Annotated in this window: 16 protein-coding genes; 4 read left to right on the forward strand and 12 right to left on the reverse strand. The window is 42.1% G+C overall.

The window, feature by feature from the left end:
- Positions 1-7: 7 nt before the first annotated feature.
- From NSQ23_RS12120 to NSQ23_RS12135, 4 genes are all read right to left on the reverse strand, one after another.
- Entirely contained in the window at positions 8-610 is a 603-nt protein-coding gene (locus NSQ23_RS12120; RefSeq protein ID WP_339170938.1) for a TVP38/TMEM64 family protein, read from the reverse strand.
- A gap of 65 nt (positions 611-675) precedes the next feature.
- Positions 676-1,194: a competence protein ComK gene (locus NSQ23_RS12125; protein WP_091703056.1), complete on the reverse strand. Its 519-nt coding sequence runs from the start codon at positions 1,192-1,194 to the stop codon at positions 676-678.
- A gap of 100 nt (positions 1,195-1,294) precedes the next feature.
- Positions 1,295-2,575, reverse strand: coding sequence for an isocitrate lyase (gene aceA, locus NSQ23_RS12130; RefSeq protein WP_339170939.1), 1,281 nt, complete (start codon positions 2,573-2,575; stop codon positions 1,295-1,297).
- A gap of 210 nt (positions 2,576-2,785) precedes the next feature.
- A complete protein-coding gene (locus tag NSQ23_RS12135; RefSeq protein WP_339170941.1) occupies positions 2,786-4,033 on the reverse strand; it encodes a M48 family metallopeptidase in 1,248 nt (415 codons plus the stop codon).
- 149 nt (positions 4,034-4,182) lie between these two features.
- Here NSQ23_RS12135 and NSQ23_RS12140 point away from each other — a divergent pair, with 149 nt between their 5' ends.
- The 3 genes from NSQ23_RS12140 to NSQ23_RS12150 all read left to right on the forward strand — a co-directional run bounded on the left by NSQ23_RS12140 (position 4,183) and on the right by NSQ23_RS12150 (position 8,414).
- Entirely contained in the window at positions 4,183-4,773 is a 591-nt protein-coding gene (locus tag NSQ23_RS12140) for an SCO family protein (RefSeq protein ID WP_339170942.1), read from the forward strand.
- Between the two features lie 93 nt (positions 4,774-4,866).
- Positions 4,867-6,972 carry a methyl-accepting chemotaxis protein gene (locus tag NSQ23_RS12145; protein ID WP_339170944.1) on the forward strand — a complete coding sequence of 702 codons (2,106 nt, stop codon included), beginning with the start codon at positions 4,867-4,869 and terminating at the stop codon, positions 6,970-6,972.
- Positions 6,973-7,208: 236 nt separating this feature from the next.
- Positions 7,209-8,414: an HDOD domain-containing protein gene (locus NSQ23_RS12150; protein ID WP_339170945.1), complete on the forward strand. Its 1,206-nt coding sequence runs from the start codon at positions 7,209-7,211 to the stop codon at positions 8,412-8,414.
- A gap of 43 nt (positions 8,415-8,457) precedes the next feature.
- Here NSQ23_RS12150 and NSQ23_RS12155 read toward each other — a convergent pair whose 3' ends face one another.
- The 6 genes from NSQ23_RS12155 to NSQ23_RS12180 all read right to left on the reverse strand — a co-directional run bounded on the left by NSQ23_RS12155 (position 8,458) and on the right by NSQ23_RS12180 (position 15,448).
- Complete coding sequence (locus NSQ23_RS12155; protein ID WP_339170947.1) at positions 8,458-9,252, reverse strand: ABC transporter ATP-binding protein; 795 nt, start codon at positions 9,250-9,252, stop codon at positions 8,458-8,460.
- Entirely contained in the window at positions 9,218-10,192 is a 975-nt protein-coding gene (locus NSQ23_RS12160) for an ABC transporter permease (protein ID WP_004892080.1), read from the reverse strand. Before NSQ23_RS12160 ends, NSQ23_RS12155 begins: the two co-directional genes overlap by 35 nt.
- 17 nt (positions 10,193-10,209) lie before the next feature.
- Entirely contained in the window at positions 10,210-11,196 is a 987-nt protein-coding gene (locus NSQ23_RS12165; RefSeq protein ID WP_339170948.1) for an ABC transporter substrate-binding protein, read from the reverse strand.
- A 111-nt stretch (positions 11,197-11,307) separates the two neighbouring features.
- Positions 11,308-12,858 carry a fatty acid--CoA ligase family protein gene (locus NSQ23_RS12170; protein ID WP_339170949.1) on the reverse strand — a complete coding sequence of 517 codons (1,551 nt, stop codon included), beginning with the start codon at positions 12,856-12,858 and terminating at the stop codon, positions 11,308-11,310.
- 170 nt (positions 12,859-13,028) lie between these two features.
- A complete protein-coding gene (locus NSQ23_RS12175) occupies positions 13,029-13,691 on the reverse strand; it encodes a 3'-5' exonuclease (RefSeq protein ID WP_339170950.1) in 663 nt (220 codons plus the stop codon).
- 11 nt (positions 13,692-13,702) lie between these two features.
- Positions 13,703-15,448 carry a DUF294 nucleotidyltransferase-like domain-containing protein gene (locus tag NSQ23_RS12180; RefSeq protein ID WP_339170951.1) on the reverse strand — a complete coding sequence of 582 codons (1,746 nt, stop codon included), beginning with the start codon at positions 15,446-15,448 and terminating at the stop codon, positions 13,703-13,705.
- 104 nt (positions 15,449-15,552) lie between these two features.
- On the opposite strand from NSQ23_RS12180, the gene NSQ23_RS12185 reads away from it, so the two are divergent.
- Positions 15,553-16,686 (forward strand): IS4 family transposase, encoded by a 1,134-nt coding sequence (locus NSQ23_RS12185; protein WP_064214037.1) that lies wholly within the window; start codon positions 15,553-15,555, stop codon positions 16,684-16,686.
- On the opposite strand, the gene NSQ23_RS12190 is transcribed toward NSQ23_RS12185, so the two are convergent.
- Positions 16,673-16,795, reverse strand: a complete 123-nt coding sequence (locus NSQ23_RS12190; protein WP_339170953.1) for a hypothetical protein — start codon at positions 16,793-16,795, stop codon at positions 16,673-16,675. The two genes, NSQ23_RS12185 and NSQ23_RS12190, sit on opposite strands and share 14 nt — an antisense overlap.
- A 179-nt stretch (positions 16,796-16,974) precedes the next feature.
- On the reverse strand, positions 16,975-17,709 hold the full coding sequence (locus tag NSQ23_RS12195) for an MBL fold metallo-hydrolase (RefSeq protein WP_128999813.1): 735 nt from the start codon (positions 17,707-17,709) through the stop codon (positions 16,975-16,977).
- Positions 17,710-17,718 lie beyond the last annotated feature (9 nt).

Below are 17,718 nucleotides of genomic sequence, written 5' to 3' on the forward strand. Positions count from 1 at the left end.
TCCTTTCTTATTTTCCGTCGTGCAATGCAAAACGTTGCTCGACTTTTTTTCCGATGTACCATAAAAGAAAAATAGCAACAGCGACGAAAACGGTGCGCAGCGGCTGACGGACGAGCGCCACCACGTCATAGCCGATAAAGCTAATCATAAACACCATCACCATTTTCCCAAAAAATACCGCTAACATATATTGTTGCATCGCAATGCCGGATAACCCCGCCACAACATTGACTGCTGCCGATGGTGTAAACGGAAAGCAAAGCAGTAAAAAGAGCGGACCAAAACCGCGGCGCTCCACCCAATGCATCATGCGGCGAATCGTCGGGTGGCGATGTAGAAAAGAGAAAAAGCGCTGTCTCCCGATTTTTCGAACAAGGAGGAACACGAGGAGTGAACCGACACTTGTCCCAATCCATGAAATAAGAAATCCTTTCCAAAGACCAAACGCTGCCGCATTCGCCATGATAAACACGAAAAGCGGCAAAAACGGTAAAAATGCTTCCGCCATTGGCAAGACGATGCCAGGAATCACGCCAAATGAACGATATTCCGCTAACATGTCAAGTATATGTTTTATCGTAAACCATTGTTTTAATTCCTCTAAACTCATACAGTAACCCCTTCGCTACGTGCTCATGATTATATTGTACAAGTTTAGAGGAAAAGAGAAAACTGTTACGACCATTCCTTTTCCCTTAAGTATAGTAAATACATCATTTTCCGTTCGCGCGCTTCAATGCGCTCGTTCATTTTTGTCCGTAGCTGTGCAGTGCGATGTAGCTGATTGATGAATGAATGATGTGAAATACATAGCTCGACGATCGTTCCGTTTGAAAACGTAATGCGCGTTTTTCCACCTTGAACATGCTCATGATGACGAATATGTAAATGCGATAGCCATACACATTGAGGATTCACTGGGGAGATCGTTGGAAAAAAGAAAATTTCGTTCGTTGGTTCAACTGCAATCGGTGCTTTATGCGAAGTGCCAATAATATGTCTCGCTCCATCTTTTCTTCCTCTTAAACTTGCGCCATAATACAAACAACTTTGTTCGATAATTTCCATCGGCTTTTGTTTGACGATAATTTCTCCATCTTCCTCTAACGCTTTCGTCCACATTTGCTTATCGTGAAAAAACGGAAAAAGCCCCATCGTATAGCGCGTCAAATATAGGTGCTCGACGATGAGCATACCGCTCCCTCCCTTAATATACATATTTCGACAATATTATACCATAAATATACGGAATTTTCATAAAAAATCCCCTCGTTTTTTTCGAGGGGATGTTATTTTATGCACCTGTAAATTGTTCTTCTTCTGTCGAGCCTTTTAGCGCCACAGTTGAAGCTTGACCGCCCGTAATGACAAGCGATACTTCGTCAAAGTAACCTGTTCCGACTTCACGTTGATGGCGTGTTGCTGTATAGCCATATTTTTCTGCCTCAAATTCCGCTTGTTGCAATTCGGAGTAAGCCGCCATGCCGCGATCGCGATAGCCGTGTGCTAACATAAACATGCTGTAGTTGAGGGCGTGGAAGCCAGCCAATGTAACGAACTGGAACTTATAACCCATTTTTCCGAGCTCCACTTGGAAGTTTGCAATTGTTTCATCATCCAACTTTTTCTTCCAGTTAAAGGAAGGCGAGCAGTTGTATGCAAGCAATTTACCTGGGAATTTTTCATGAATCGCTTCCGCAAAACGGCGCGCTTCTTCTAAGTTCGGTTCGCTCGTTTCACACCAAATTAAATCCGCATACGGTGCGTATGCTAATCCGCGCGCAATTGCTTGATCTAAGCCCGCACGCGTACGGAAGAAGCCTTCTGGCGTGCGCTCGCCTGTAATAAACTCTCGGTCGCGTGGATCAATATCGCTTGTAATTAAATCAGCTGCATTCGCGTCTGTACGAGCAATTAATACGGTTGGGACGCCCATGACATCCGCCGCAAGTCGCGCCGCAATTAAGTTGCGAATCGCTGTTTGCGTTGGAAGCAACACTTTTCCACCTAAGTGACCGCACTTTTTCTCTGAAGACAATTGATCTTCAAAGTGGACGCCTGCTGCTCCTGCTTCAATCATCGCTTTCATCAGTTCGAAGACGTTCAATTGACCCCCAAATCCTGCTTCTGCATCGGCAACGATCGGCAAGAAATAGTCGATATCTTCTTTTCCTTCCACATATTGAATTTGGTCAGCCCGTTGAAGCGCTTGATTAATGCGTTTCACAACGTGCGGCACACTGTTTGCTGGATATAAGCTTTGGTCAGGATACATATGACCTGCTAAGTTCGCATCGGCTGCGACTTGCCAACCGCTTAAATAAATCGCTTTTAAACCCGCTTTCGCTTGTTGCACCGCTTGGTTTCCTGTTAAAGCCCCGAGCGCATGAACGTAGTCTTCCGTATTTAATAAGTTCCAAAGCTTTTCCGCCCCGCGACGCGCTAGCGTATATTCAATATCGAGCGAACCGCGCAACTTAATAACATCTTCCGCGCTATACGGGCGCGTAATGCCCTTCCACCGTTCATCCAATTGCCAACTTTCTTCTAATTGTTTTACACGTTCTTCAAACATGCTCTCTCCCCCTTAATTTTTTTATCGTAACCCCTCTGTTTCCGTACATATGACCCCCAAAAAAGTTGTGACGCTCTTTTCTCTATGTACGAGCTTTGATACATCTCCCACCCTTCTTGTTATAATACACTTTTTCCTTTTGACGTTTTTATTATATAACACAATTTTCAGAAAAGAAAGTATTTTTATGAATTTTTTTTCAAAAAAATCTCACTGTTGTTCTAAAAAAATAATGCGCTCTAAAATGGTCGGATGACTGTAACGAAATAGTTTGACAAGATAAGGTGGATGCACTTGGCTTAAACTAGAGCGAGTCAACTGTTGAAACGTCGAGATCGCTGCTTCTTTATTTTTCGTCAGCTCAATCGCATACTTGTCCGCCGCATGTTCTTCATAACGGGAAATAGCATTCATCGCAGGGCTGGCCGCAAAACTTAATAGCGAAATCAATAGTAAAAACATCGGCAAAGATGCGAGGTCATTCCATTTTTCAATGCGGCAAAGTGCCCCAAATCGTTTCATCATTCGTTTCATCCATCGATTCGTTAAAAACAGCCCGATCAATACAACGGCAATATATAATCCTATCCCCCAATAAATATGTTTCATGACGTAATGCGCCATCTCATGCGCCATAATAAATAAAATTTCATCTTCGCTTAACCGCTCAAGCGTCGTGTCCCATAACACAATACGCGAGTTGCCTCCGATACCTGTCACATACGCATTTAACGCGTTCGTCTTTTCTGACATATTTACTTCAAATACGTGTTCTGCTGGAATGTTTGCTTTCTCCGCTAGCGCTAAAATTTTTGCTTCTAGCTGTTTATTTTTCAGCGGATAAAAATCGTTATAAAGCGGATCAATAAACACAGGTTGAATAAACGTTAAAAAAAGCGTAAACGGAATGGAACAAAGCCACGCGTATATCCACCATCGTTTTTCGAATTTTTGCATAAGCGCATATAATACATACACAATGACAACCATGATCGCATAATTCACCCAAAAATCAATCAGTTCATCACGCATCCAACTCGAAAAGGTTTGGGTTGAAATATGGTACATTTTCGCCATGTAGTAACTTGCATAGCTAAGCGGAAACGTCACAACTTGTACAAGAAGCGATAACCAAAAGACGTAAATCGCCGTTTGCATAAACCGCCGTTTCGTCGTCGCCTCCGCCCATTGTTGAAAACGCGCTGACAAACCAAACAACAACACAAAAATATAAATAACCCACTCATATGGAACAGATAAAAAGAATAAAAAGTTTTTCACCTCGGAAAACTGTTCGGTAAGCATCAGTTCTTTTTTCGTTAAAAACGTTGCAGGATCTGCACTTGTGCCTTTATATTGTGCTGGAATGGATGAGTCCGTCCATTGAAATAAGTAAAATGCAAAAAATAGTGCGTACATCGCATAAAGGAATAACGTCCAAAAAGCGATTTTTCTCATTGCCCTTCCCCCCTTGTCCATCGTTACTACTATTAGTTTAGTTTTTCATTCACCATTTAGAACAACGAAAAAAAATTCAAATAATTGTCACGTCCCGTTCTCCTCATTGGCACGTTGATTATGTATGATGAAAGTGGGAGGGATATACGTTGAAAAAACTATACATCGGCTTTTTTAGTTTACTTGCGATTTGTATTGGCATTGGTATATTTTATTTTTCTTTTTATCGGCAAGAAAAAATGGAGTTTCCAAAAAACGTGACAATGGAAACCGCGTGGGGAAAACCGTATTCATTCAATAACATGGAACCGAAAGTACGTCTACTCGAGTTTGTGTACACAAACTGTCCGGACATTTGTCCAAGTACGTCATTTCAAATGAAACAGTTAAAAGAACAGCTCGAAAAAGACGGTTTATTTAAAAAGAAAGTCGAATTTATTACAATTACGATCGATCCAAAACGCGACACACAACAAGTGATGCAAACGTATGCGAACATGTTCGGAGTAGAAAGTGATAATGAAGGATGGATTTTTTTACGAGGTAGTGAAGAAGATACAAAAAAAGTAGCGGACGCGTTTAACTTCCTATATCGCGATCCTGGAAACGGCATGCTTATTCATACAACACTCACATACTTTTTAGACGAAAACAACCGCGTCATCGACACATTCGGCATGGGCGAAAAAGGGTTTGATAAAGAGAAAGTTTATAAAGAAATTGTAAAAGAGGCGAAATAGCCTCTTTTACTCTTGTACGATGACTTGCTGTATAATACTATATTACTATGTGAAAGAATAGAACTTTGGATCTATATGGGGGGGGTATATCGTATGAAAAGATGGAGAGACCGCAGTCTTATTTTTCGAACAGCTTTTTTACTTTCAATAATTGTTGCAATTATATCTATTACCGCTACAGGCACAATGCTATACCAAGTTTTAAAAGAGGAAAAAGAGCTTACAAAAGCGGTTGCCGTAGAAAAAACGGCTTCATACGCTCATAAAGTTGAAGGAATATTTAATGGAGCGCAAAAAGTTGTACAATCGTTTGGGGAGTATATGCTTTTTGCAAAAAGACATGGTCTCAACCGCGAACAAATATTAGAACATATGCACAATTTGCTCGATCATAACAAGCAATTGCTCGGCATTTATACGTTGTGGGAGCCAAATGCATTTGATGGAAAAGATGCGATGTACGTTAATAAAGAAGGACATGATGCAACAGGCCGCTTTGTACCGTATGTTGTCCGTAGCGATGGAGCAATCATTGTAGAAGCAAGCCGTGATTATGATAAAGAGGGGCCAGGGGATTATTATTTAACGCCAAAAAATACTAAAAAACCGTTATTGCTTGAACCGTACACATATGAAGTGAACGGAAAAAGCGTGTTGCTCACATCGCTCATTCTCCCTCTCATTGACCCTGAAACAAATCAGTTTTTAGGTATTGTCGGGGTCGACTTTGAAGTGTCGTTTTTACAACAACTCGTAAGCAAAGAAAAACCACTCGGCGGGTTTTTAAACTTTATCACTGGTGATGGCACGATTATTGCAAGTGGCGCAGGAGAAAAGTTCATCGGAAAAACCATTACACTTGATAAAGGAAAAACTGTGCTGAAGCGCATCGCAAGTGGGGAGCATTTTACTGATGAAATTTACTCACAACTTCTTCAAGACGATATGTTGCGCGCTTTTGCACCTATCGAATTATCTTTGTTTGAAAAGGATTGGGCGCTCGTTTTATCCGTTCCATCTAGCACTGCATTTCAACGTATTGAAAAACTATTCGTGGACGGAGCAATTGGAATTTCAGCTTTAATTTTACTACTCGCGCTCTTTATCATTTTCACACTACGTCGTATTTTGCTTCCTGTACGTCATGCTGCACATATGGCGGAACAAATCGCTCAAGGTCGGTTAAATATTCAAATCGAAGCATTACCGAATAACGATGAAATCGGCACATTAACAAAAGCGATGAAAACAATGGTAAATCAACTTCGCGAGCAAATTAGAACATTGTCTGATGAAAGCAACCAATTATCAAACGAAGCCAGCCATATCGCGACAAACGCAAAACAAAATAGTGAAGCAAGCACATATGTGCATGAGGTAATGAGTGAAATTACAGAACGAACGGCGTCACAAACTGAAGCATTGCTTGAAAGTATGAGGGCGATGGAGGAAATGGCGACTGGGGTTCAAAAACTAGCCGAGTCGACATCGGAAGTAGCTGATTCAGCGAAAGAAATGTCCGATGAGGCAAAACAAGGAAAAGAGCAACTTGAACAAACCGTAAAACAAATGAAGCAAATCGAACAATCTTTCGCTCTTATTAACAAACAAGTGAATAATCTCACGTCATATTCTGAACAAATTGGACATATCGTTGCAGCGATTAGCGCCATCTCATCGCAAACAAATTTACTTGCTCTAAATGCCGCCATTGAAGCAGCCCGTGCTGGAGAAGCTGGGCGAGGATTTGCCGTCGTTGCAGAGGAAGTTCGAAAACTAGCTGAACAAGCAGATGAAGCAGCGAAACAAGTGAGCGACTTGATTAGCCATGTCCAGCACCAAGTACAAGAAGTGAAGGAAGTAACGAAGCAAGGAGCTGATGATATTAAAGAAGGAAGCATAGTGATTACAAACACCGCTCAAACCTTTGAACGAATTGTCCAAAAAACAGACATTGTTTCAGAAGAAATTCAAGAAATATCAGCGGCAACAGAACAAATGTCAGCTGGAGTGGAACAAGTCACCGCATCTATTGAAAACATTGTAGAAACAGCAACAGATGTTCAACAAGAAATTCAAGAAGCGACAAATTCAATTGACGAACAAGCAAACATTTCAAAACAACTAGATGAATCTGCAAAACAACTTGCGCATATTTCGACGAAGCTACAACAACTCATTCAACGCTTCACCTTGTAGATCAGCCATCGGCTGATCTACTTTGTGAAATATTTTTTTTACAAAAATGAATCGACAATAAAAGAAGATTCACTTCGTATATCAACGCCTACATTATTACAGTATGGCACTATAAAATAGAATGTTTTTCCTAAATTAAAAATCATATTAATAGCGTCTTTCAAAAGCTTGAGGTAGGACGTCGTTCGCAGTTGATCGCAAAATTTAGCCATTTTTTATAAATTGGGGGATAAAATATGGACATTTACGTAGGTAGACAACCGATTTTTAATAAAAATTATGAAGTCATCGGATACGAATTGCTATATCGAAGTGGAGACAAAAATTTTTATGATGCGATCGACGGAGACAAAGCTACCATTGATGTATTGATCAACAGTTTTATGAACATCGGTATTGAAAAATTAACGAATGGTGCTCGTTGTTTTATTAACTTTACAGAAACTTTATTAAAAAAGCAATTACCCTTTCATTTTCCGAAAAATTTAGTCGTCGTCGAAATTTTAGAAAACATCCCATATTCAGAAGGATTGCTAGACATTTGCAGGAAACTAAAAGCCGAAGGATATATGATTGCTCTTGATGATTTTATTTTTTTCGAGCAATATATCCCTCTTTTTCCATACATTGATATAATAAAAATTGATTTCTCAAAGCAAAATGATTATAAACGATTCAGACCATACGTTGATATGTACCATATTCACTTGCTCGCAGAAAAAATTGAAACAAGTGATCAATTAGAAGAAGCAGTTCGTAACGGTTTCTCTTATTTTCAAGGTTATTTTTTCAGCAAACCGATTATAGTAAAAGAAAAATCGTTGCCAAAAATCGCACACACATCTCGTTTATCTTTAATTACTCAATTAAATAAAAACGAACTAAACTTTGAAGAAATCGTTGCAGCAATCGAAAGTGATCCTTCTTTAACATATCAGCTATTAAAAACCGTTAATTCGTTTTTTTTATCTTCTACTCCAAAAATCAAATCAATTCGACATGCAGCGATTTTATTAGGAACAAACCACTTAAAAAGCTGGCTTACCGTTTTAACGTTACAAGAGCCAAACGAGCCATTTAAAAATGAAGTAATTATTAATTGTCTTGTACGTGCAAAAACATTGGAGCAACTAGCTGGACTTATTCATTTGCATGATGAAAAAGATGTTTTATTTTTTATGGGTATTTGTTCGTCTTTACATTTATTACTTCATCGCCCATTACATGAAATATTACAAGAACTACACGTTGACGAGGCAATTCAACAAGGACTAAATGGCTATCCTTGTATTTATTCACTTTTATACGACCTTGTTATCGCATTAGAAACAAACGATACAAAGAAAATAAGCGACTTGACAAACACATTAAATATCCCTATACAAGAAGCATTGGCTATTTACCAGCACAGTATCGAATGGGTTGTGCAACTAAAATTGTAGCCAATTTAGTTAATTAAAATCCCCGGTGTAACTCGGGGATTTTTTATACGAGCACCGCGCGATCGCTCGCGAACTGACTGCCGCGAATGCGCTGAAACTCTTGTAAAAGCTTTTCAACCGTCAGTTTTTTCTTTTCTTCTCCACTTGCTTCAAAAATGATTTGTCCACCATCCATCATAATAAGTCGGTTGCCTAATTGGACGGCTTGCTCCATATTATGCGTCACCATTAACGTCGTTAAGCGATATTGTTCAACAATTTGTTTCGTCAAGTCCGTAATGAGCTGGGCGCGCGCTGGGTCTAACGCTGCGGTATGTTCATCAAGAAGTAGCACATGCGGTTTCGTAAACGTCGCCATTAACAGCGACAACGCCTGTCTTTCCCCACCAGATAACAAACCGACTTTGGCGTGCAGACGATTTTCTAATCCAAGCTGAAGCGTAGCAAGCGTTTCTTTAAAAAATTCGCGCCGCTTTTTCGTCACACCGAAACGAAGCGTCCGCTTTTCTGTTCGGTTATAAGCGATCGCTAAGTTTTCCTCGATCGTCATATTTGGCGCAGTTCCTGCCATCGGATCTTGGAAGACACGCCCAATATAGCGCGCTCGCTCATGTTCACTCATCATTGTCACATCTTTTCCATCAATCACTACTTCCCCTGTATCTGGCGCCAGTCGCCCTGAAATAATGTTCATTAACGTCGATTTCCCAGCCCCGTTGCTGCCGATAATTGTAACAAAATCACCCGGCTGAAGCGACAGCTCGATATGTTTTAACGCGATTTTTTCATCAAGCGTTCCTTCGTTAAATACTTTCGTAATCTGCTTGAGTTGAAGCAACGGCTGCACCTCGCTTTCTCGCTTTTCGCTGTTTTTCCGCACGCGCTGCGACCATTTGCGGAACAACGAGCGCTAAAATGACGATGAAGGCGGTAATGAGCTTTACATCACCTGTTTCTAAAAATTGGACACGTAACGCCAGCGTAATGACTATGCGATATACGATCGCCCCTAAAATGACAGCAAGCGTCGCCCGTACAATCGTTTTCGCCCCAAACAGCGCTTCCCCGATAATAACTGACGCTAAACCGATGACGATCATTCCAATGCCCATGCCAATGTCGCTAAATCCGCTATATTGCGCAATCAACGCGCCTGAGAATGCGACAAGTGCGTTTGACAAGCCAAGCCCGATGATAGTTAAACGGTCTGTATTGCCTGAAAAACTAGCAATCATTTTTTTATTGTCGCCGACTGCTCGTAATGCTAACCCGACTTCCGTTTTTAAAAATAAATCAATAACGACTTTAGCGATCACTACTAACAACGTTCCAAAAACGATAACCGCCCATGTTTTCGGAGCGAACGGAACGATCATCGCTAGCGCTGCATCCACTCGTTGAAATTGAGCTGTCACCATCGTCATCACAGTTTCTTGCTGCAAAAGCGGAACGTTCGGTTTCCCCATAATGCGCAAGTTGATTGAATATAAAGCGATCATCATTAAAATGCCGGACAACAACGGATTAATTTTTCCTTTCGTATGCAAAAGACCTGTCATACATCCTGCAAGAAAGCCCGCCCCAAGCGCTGCAAGCGAAGCAATAAACGGATTGACACCAGCGACGATAAGGACGGAAGCAACAGCCGCTCCCGTCACAAAGCTTCCGTCGACCGTCAAATCGGGAAAATCTAAAATACGAAACGATATATACACACCAAGCGCCATAAGCGCATATAACAATCCTGCTTCTACGGAACTAAACAATGCTGTAATCATACGATCCATCCTTTACGTTATTCAATGAATTCCGCCATGCTATCCCATTCGCTTCTCCATTCCACACCCATCTCTTGCGCTGCTTTTTTATTAATGACAAGCTTTAACTTTTGCGGATATTGCACTGGAAGTTCGGACGGTTTTTTCTTTCCTTCTAAAATGTCAGCTGCCATCACTCCTGCTTCATAACCGATATCGTAGTAGTCAAAGCCGTATGCCGCAAAACCACCGCGTTTTACCGAGTCTAACTCACCGACGAAAAGCGGGATGTCTTGATCGTTTGCAACTTGAATGACGGATTCAAGTGCAGAAACAACAGTATTGTCTGTAATAACATAAAAACAATCCACTTTGCCGACTAACGATTCCGCTGCTTGCTTCACTTCCGCCGACGTCGACACCGACACAGGTACGATCGTTAAATCGGTTCCCTCCATCGCTTTTTTCACCGCATCCACTTGCGCGACGGAGTTTTGCTCTCCCGAGTTATAAATCATACCGACACGGTTGCCATCAACAAATTGATCAATAAATTGCACCGTTTTCGGAATGGCGTCTGGATGTGTATCTGTCGTTCCTGTCACGTTTCCGCCCGGCTTTTCCATCGACTGTACAAGCTTCGCGCCAACCGGATCCGTCACAGACGTAAAGACGATCGGAATATCTTTCGTTGCATTTAATGCACCAAGCGCACTCGGTGTTGAGTTCGCGAAGATTAAATCGACGCCATCTGCCACAAAGTTGTTTGCGATCGTTTGGTTATTGTTCATATCTCCTTGCGCAATTTGCACATCGTATTCCACTTTTAATCCTTTATCTTCAAGCGCCTTTTTAAATCCGTTAAACGCCGCATCAAGCGATGGATGTTCAACAATTTGCGTCACGCCGACTTTATACGTTTTTTCTTTTTCCCCACTCGTTTCTTTCGTCGTTTTCTCTTCGGAACATCCAGCAAGCACGCTGCCGGCAAGCAACAACGCCCCACACGTTTTCAACCACTTCATTTGTATCCCCCTTACTTTTTCGCTGTTTCGCTTTTATGCGTTAAATTATACAAATATATTTTCTAAATATCAAGTAAATTCTTGAAATTTTCATAAAAAATAAAACGGTGCTTATTGTGCACCGCTTTGGGAGACGACTTGTTCTTTTAATGCGCGTCTTAAAATTTTTCCTGTCGTATTTTTTGGCAATTCATCTAAAAATTCAATTGAACTCGGTACTTTATATTTCGCTAAATGCTCGCTACAATAAGCAATCAGCTGTTGTTCAGTCAACTGTTTATTTTTACTCACAACGTAACATTTCACCGCTTCACCAAAATTCGGATCAGGGACGCCAATGACAGCCGCTTCAACAACATCTGGATGGCTGTACAATACTTCTTCCACTTCACGTGGATATACGTTATACCCACCGACGATAATCATATCTTTTTTCCGATCGACAATATAAAAATACCCTTCTTCATCCATTTTCGCTAAGTCGCCTGTATATAGCCAGCCATCCCGAATCGTATGCGCTGTTTCTTCTGGCATTTTATAATATCCTTTCATCACATTCGGACCGCGTACGATGAGTTCCCCCACTTCCCCAACAGGTACTTCTTCTCCTAATTCATTGACAATTTTATTTTCGACATTCATAATGCTCGTTCCGATCGAGCCTGGTTTGCGCGGACGATCGAGCGGATTAAAACATGTAACTGGCGAAGCTTCTGAAAGTCCATACCCTTCGGAAACGATCACCTGAAACTTTTTCTCAAAGTTTTTCAATAATGCAACAGGCATTGACGCACCGCCTGAAATGCATAGACGCATATGTGCAAAGTCTTCCGCTTTTCCGTCTGGATACTGATATAAAAAGTTATACATCGTCGGTACGCCTGCAAACACCGTCGCTTTTTGTTCACGCGCTACTTTAAACACTTCCGCTGGGCTAAATTTCGGGAGAATCAGCACCGTTCCGCCATTCATAAGCGGTGCATTAAGCGCAACCGTTAAACAAAACACATGAAACATCGGCAACGTCGCAATGACGCGGTCATCTTCGTTTATTTTTAGGTAATCAGCTACATCTTGAGCGTTGCTGTAAAGATTTTTATGCGTCAACATCGCTCCTTTCGGCTTTCCAGTCGTCCCTGATGTATATAAAATGACCGCCACATCATCATCGTGAAGCTCTGGCCCGAAAAACGGAACTTCACCTGTCGCTAACACCGTTGTAAACGATTTCATTTTTTCGGGCAAAACGATTCCATGTTCTTTTCCTTGCGGCGTTTCGCAAATAATGATATGCTCGACGCTCGGTAAGCGTCCGTCAAGCTTCATCAGCGTCGGAATGACTAGATCAAGCGCAATGACAACTTTTACATCGCCGTTCGTTAAAATGTAATGAATTTCATCAGCTGTATAAATTGGATTAATTGGAATGACTGTCGCCCCTGCGCGCATCGCCCCGTACAAACTGACGATAAAATACGGTGAATTGCCTAATAACAACGCCACATGGTCTCCTTTGTTTACCCCGAGCTTTGCTAGACCGCTCGCAAACTTCATAACTGCTCCGTTCAACTCGCCATACGTCGCCTCAGTTGTTTCAAACACGTATGCTCGCTTGTCCGGCTTTTGTGATGCGATTTGTTCTAACCGTGAAACTAAATTCATTTTCTCCCCACCCCTCTTAATGAATGAATAGTCATTCATTTTAAAATTAAAAAAATTCTAAATGTATTATATTTTAAAATAAAAAAACAAGCAAGTAGGACATTGTCGTGCAAACGATCACGTCTTTCCTCTCCTAGGTGGGTAAAAAAAGAAAACGGGGGCTCTCCCCGTTAAAACGACAACGACCGCATTTGGCTATCTGTGGCGCGCAACAGTTCTCCCCATGTTCGATAACCGCGCACGCGAAATTGTTCTAATAGCTCAACGAATAAATACGCGGTCGTTAGCGCATCGCCAAGGGCGGAATGTCGCTCGTACATGCGCGTACCGAACGCTTGTGCATAGCGCTCTAAATCGCGCATATCATATGATGGCGCAATAAAGCCAATTAAATCGAGCGTATCAATAAACGTCGGCTTATGAAATTTCATTTTTTTGCGGCGCAATTCATGTTTGATGACCAATAAATCGAATGGAATGTAATGGCCGACAAAACAGGCGCTTTGTTTTTGTTCAACAAACTGGAAAAATTGTTGCAACACCTCGATTGCGATGGGGGCATGTCGCACTTTTTCTTCCGTAATGCCTGTTAACTCTACAATGACAGGCGGAATGTCGCGGTTTGGATTCACATACGTATGAAACGTCTCATTTTCAAGCACCGTCGTTCCTTTCACTTGCACCGCACCAATTTCAATTAATCGATCGGTCGTTGCGACATCAAATCCCGTCGTTTCTGTATCAAATACGGTAAAAATAATATCATCGATCGGTGTCGATAACGGGATGTTGTCGTTCAACTTGCAGTCAATCGCCTTTCGTAAAAAAAACATGTTCATCCCCCTTAAAAACGAGACAATAGCTGCGTTTGTAGTTGTTTTAACGTTTTTAAACTTAAAATCAATTCATCTTTCTCTCGCGTTGTCATTGTCGTAAACGATAAAACCGATGATGCTTGTTGATTTGCTTTATATTGATTCCATTTATGGCGAACGTAAATGGCTAATACGTTTTCGGCAGCTTTTTGTACGTCTTTCGCAAACGACGGAGACAACGCATGTTTGTCTTTTAGCTTCTCAATCCGTTCGAACGGTGTGCCAGACACAACCCCGTAAATGAGCCCTAAAATTTGCACGCTATGGTGATATGGAAACAGCACTTCTTTTTTCATATCAATCGTTTTTCGTTCGAGCCCAAAGAGCGAGCGAATCGGGCGATCAAGCGTTGGAATTTCATGCTGCCTTTCCACTTCGACAAGGCGGAAGAAAAACATTTTCGCACGGTTCAACTGTTCGCGAATCATCTGTTCAAACGCGCGATGCAACTCTATTTCCCCATATACAAACCGATATGAAAAAAAGTTTTGCGCCAATAACAAATTGTCATTTGTCGCATGAATCATCCACTCGCGCAGCCTGTCTCTCCACACTTCAAGAGAACCGCGCCACGCTTCTTCACTCGCCATCATTTTTCCTTTGCATCGCTCATATCCAGCCTTCTCCATAAAGCGCACCATCGCCTCACCAAGCTGAGCAAAATACGAAGCATATTCGTCGCTTTCATAGACGAGAAAATGGTCCTGATCGGTCAATAAAAATTGCTCTCTCCGTCCACCTGAACCCATTAAATAAAAAGCAAAGCGACACGGCGGCTCCCCTACTTCGTTTAGCGCTAACGCCATACAACGCCATACGAGCCGATCGTATAATTTCGTAATCATATTTAAACATTGTGCAATTGGTACTTGATCGCGTAGCATCGTCGCTAATAACTCGTAAATGGCAGTTTTCATTTTTGGTAACGTCTGTTCATCTGCATAATCAATTTGTTGAATGGTACGCATGATGCTTTCGTTTTTCTTTCGCATTAAATCAGAAAACGTCACTATTCCTTGTACTTTTTCATCGTCAACAACCGGCAAATGTTTTACTCCGCGCTCAATCATCATCGCAAGCGCATCGTAATAATACGCAAAGCGCGAAATCGTCGCCACATCTTTTGTCATCACCTGTTCAACAACCGTATCGTACGGAAGAGACTGTCCGAGCACTCGTTCGACAAGATCAGTTTCTGTTAAAATCCCGCACAATTTTTGTTCGTTCGTCACGACAATGGAACTAATATGGGTCGCTGCCATTTTTTTTGCCGCCTCTTGCACAGTCGCCGTTGGTGGAAGAGTGACGACATCGCGAACCATTAAATCTTGTACGGGTACGACAAATGATGTTGAATCACCGAATTTCCGCGCCTGCTTTATTTGTTCTGCAAGCGAAACGTATACGTCTTTTAAACGGACGCACGCCTGTGTAAGCAAGTAATCGTGTACATTCGGATCATCCCATAACCGCGCTAAAACGGAAAACGGAATGACAAGCACGTCACATCGTTCGGCAGCGCGCACAGCGACAAGCTCTTCTTTTCCTCCTTTTGACGCACCTAAAAAATCAGCTAAGCTTGAAAAACCGATCAATCCCCCTTTTTGCACAACTTCAAGCACTTCATCATATCCTTCGTGCTCGACGTACACTTCCGCTACCCCGTCAAGCAACAAGACAAGACCTTTACGCCGCTCATTTTTTCCTAAAATCACAGGCGTGTTGATTAACCAATAATATCCATAAAAAACATAGAAAAAAGAGCACCTTTCCTGTAGAATGTAAGTAACAACACAAACAAACCTAGGAGGTGCTCTCTATGCACAAGCATACCACACTCCCAAATTTGATGCAAAAAATTGTTTCTGATGAAGATCTCCAGTCGATTACCGAAGCCGTTGGCTACCATGACACTTCGCGGACGTTTACGGTGCGCACGTTGGTTGATTTTTTTCTGCTGGCGGCACTTCACGAATGGAAAAGTTTCCGTCATGGTGCCGATGTGGCGAAAATGTACGGATTGCCGACGTTTCATTACTCGACGGTTTCTAAGAAAGCGAAAGAAGTTCCGTACGAGGTGATGAAGCGCTTATTTGCTTTGGTTGTTTCTAAGTGCAATCGCCAAACCCGCCGTTCGCTTCGCTTTCCAAAAGCATTGCGTATAGTAGACTCCACGACCGTCACCGTGGGGAAAAACCGCCTGACATGGGCACCCTATCATGGGGAACGATCCGGAGTGAAAATGCACGTCGCGTATTCCCCTGAGCAACAAATGCCGAGCGACATCGTAGAAACCGTAGGGTTGCGCCACGATGGACCGGTGGGAGAGCGGCTCACAGACGTACAAACGGTTCTTGTCGAAGATCGAGCGTACTTTAAAATTGAACGCCTCGATCGGTTTGTCGAACAGAAGCAACCGTTTGTGATTCGGATGAAAGACAATGTCGAGATCCATCAAAAAAAGAGCCTAAAGCGCCTTTCTTCCTCCTCTTCTTCTATTGTGGCGGATTTTACTTGCCAGTTAGGAACGAAACAATGTCGTTCCAAAAAGCGCCATCGCGTCGTGATCTTTCAGGATGCGAACGGGCATGAAATCCGTGTGGTCACGAACGTCTTAGAGGCATCGGCGGAAAAGATTGCCGAGATGTATCAAGAACGTTGGACAGTGGAAGTGTTTTTCCGATGGATCAAGCAATATCTAAACGTTCCGACCTTATTTGGCAACAACGAGCATGCGGTATACAACCAACTTTTTGCGGCATTTATCGCTTATGTGTTACTGAGATGGCTATATCATCGAACGGAAAAACGGACAACCTCGTCCCTTACCTTTCTTTCGTTTGTCCGTCGTTTTTTCTCTGGGCAACTTCCTCTCGAATGGAAATCCGAGATGGCAGCTGTCTTATTTGAGTATGCCCGAATATATGGGAGGAGTATGCCTAATTTTGGATAATCAACAGCCGTGCTAAAATCATTTCATCTTTTTCAAACGTTTTTTGTTCGCACTCAGCAAGAAGTTTTTCCATCTCTTGTTTTGAAACACCGCTAAATAACGGATGCATTCATTCCCCTCCCTTATAAAAACAGCATCTGTTTGCACAGACGCTGTTTTATCTCAGACGGTTAATTTCCGATTATTTTGTAAGCGTTATCACTTACATTTTCCCTCCTTTCCGATTCATCGTCAAGTTTATATTAAAAATTTTCTGAATTTTAATTATAAAAACAAGGTAGCTGATCGCTACCCTTCCCATGTCCATCTCGTTTTTGCTATATGCACGTCGCCATGAAAAATCGTTTTTGCTTCGTCCGCAAGTTGTTCAACGTTACCGAAATGAGGTAAGTGCGTTAGTAGCAATGTTTTAACACCAGCGTCGCGCGCGATCGTTGCCGCTTCCTCGCTCGTCATATGCCCTGCTTGTTTCGCATGTTGCCCGGCATAAAAGTTGCATTCGCAAATCAGTACGTCCGCATGTTTTGCAAAAGGAACAAACTCAGGCAAATAACTAGAATCTGCTGTGTATACGACCGTCTTTTCTCCTGCACAAATGCGCATCGCATAACAAACAGCTGGATGTTCTGTCGGCATAAACGTAATCGTAAATGGACCGATATGAAGCTCATCGTTCGGATCGTACGCCACCGCTTTCGTCACTCCTTTATGAGCAAGGCGTGCGAATCCATCCCGATCAAACGAATGTCCATAAATAGGAAGCTCAGGCAAATGTGCGCCTAAATTTTTCTTAATGAGTCGCGCGTATTGAAGCGGTCCGATATCTGCGACATGGTCGTGATGATAATGCGATATGATAACCGCATCAATTTGCTCAATGTCGATGACGTTTTGAAGTTGCGCTAACGCTCCGCTTCCACAGTCCACTAATAAACGAAAACCGTCGTGTTCAAATAAGTAACATGACGTCGCCTCATTCTTTTTTGGAAACGCTCCCCAATAACCGATAACCGTCACTTTCATATGTATTCA

Source organism: Anoxybacillus sp. FSL W8-1294, assembly GCF_037965005.1.
Lineage (GTDB): Bacteria > Bacillota > Bacilli > Bacillales > Anoxybacillaceae > Anoxybacillus > Anoxybacillus flavithermus_G.

Excerpts from the sequence above, each read along its gene's own strand:
- NSQ23_RS12120 (WP_339170938.1), bottom strand. The coding sequence starts at position 610 with ATGAGTTTAGAGGAATTAAAACAATGGTTTACGATAAAACATATACTT.
- NSQ23_RS12125 (WP_091703056.1), bottom strand. The coding sequence starts at position 1,194 with ATGCTCATCGTCGAGCACCTATATTTGACGCGCTATACGATGGGGCTT.
- aceA (WP_339170939.1), bottom strand. The coding sequence starts at position 2,575 with ATGTTTGAAGAACGTGTAAAACAATTAGAAGAAAGTTGGCAATTGGAT.
- NSQ23_RS12135 (WP_339170941.1), bottom strand. The coding sequence starts at position 4,033 with ATGAGAAAAATCGCTTTTTGGACGTTATTCCTTTATGCGATGTACGCA.
- NSQ23_RS12145 (WP_339170944.1), top strand. The coding sequence starts at position 4,867 with ATGAAAAGATGGAGAGACCGCAGTCTTATTTTTCGAACAGCTTTTTTA.
- NSQ23_RS12150 (WP_339170945.1), top strand. The coding sequence starts at position 7,209 with ATGGACATTTACGTAGGTAGACAACCGATTTTTAATAAAAATTATGAA.
- NSQ23_RS12160 (WP_004892080.1), bottom strand. The coding sequence starts at position 10,192 with ATGATTACAGCATTGTTTAGTTCCGTAGAAGCAGGATTGTTATATGCG.
- NSQ23_RS12165 (WP_339170948.1), bottom strand. The coding sequence starts at position 11,196 with ATGAAGTGGTTGAAAACGTGTGGGGCGTTGTTGCTTGCCGGCAGCGTG.
- NSQ23_RS12170 (WP_339170949.1), bottom strand. The coding sequence starts at position 12,858 with ATGAATTTAGTTTCACGGTTAGAACAAATCGCATCACAAAAGCCGGAC.
- NSQ23_RS12175 (WP_339170950.1), bottom strand. The coding sequence starts at position 13,691 with ATGTTTTTTTTACGAAAGGCGATTGACTGCAAGTTGAACGACAACATC.
- NSQ23_RS12185 (WP_064214037.1), top strand. The coding sequence starts at position 15,553 with ATGCACAAGCATACCACACTCCCAAATTTGATGCAAAAAATTGTTTCT.
- NSQ23_RS12190 (WP_339170953.1), bottom strand. The coding sequence starts at position 16,795 with ATGCATCCGTTATTTAGCGGTGTTTCAAAACAAGAGATGGAAAAACTT.
- NSQ23_RS12195 (WP_128999813.1), bottom strand. The coding sequence starts at position 17,709 with ATGAAAGTGACGGTTATCGGTTATTGGGGAGCGTTTCCAAAAAAGAAT.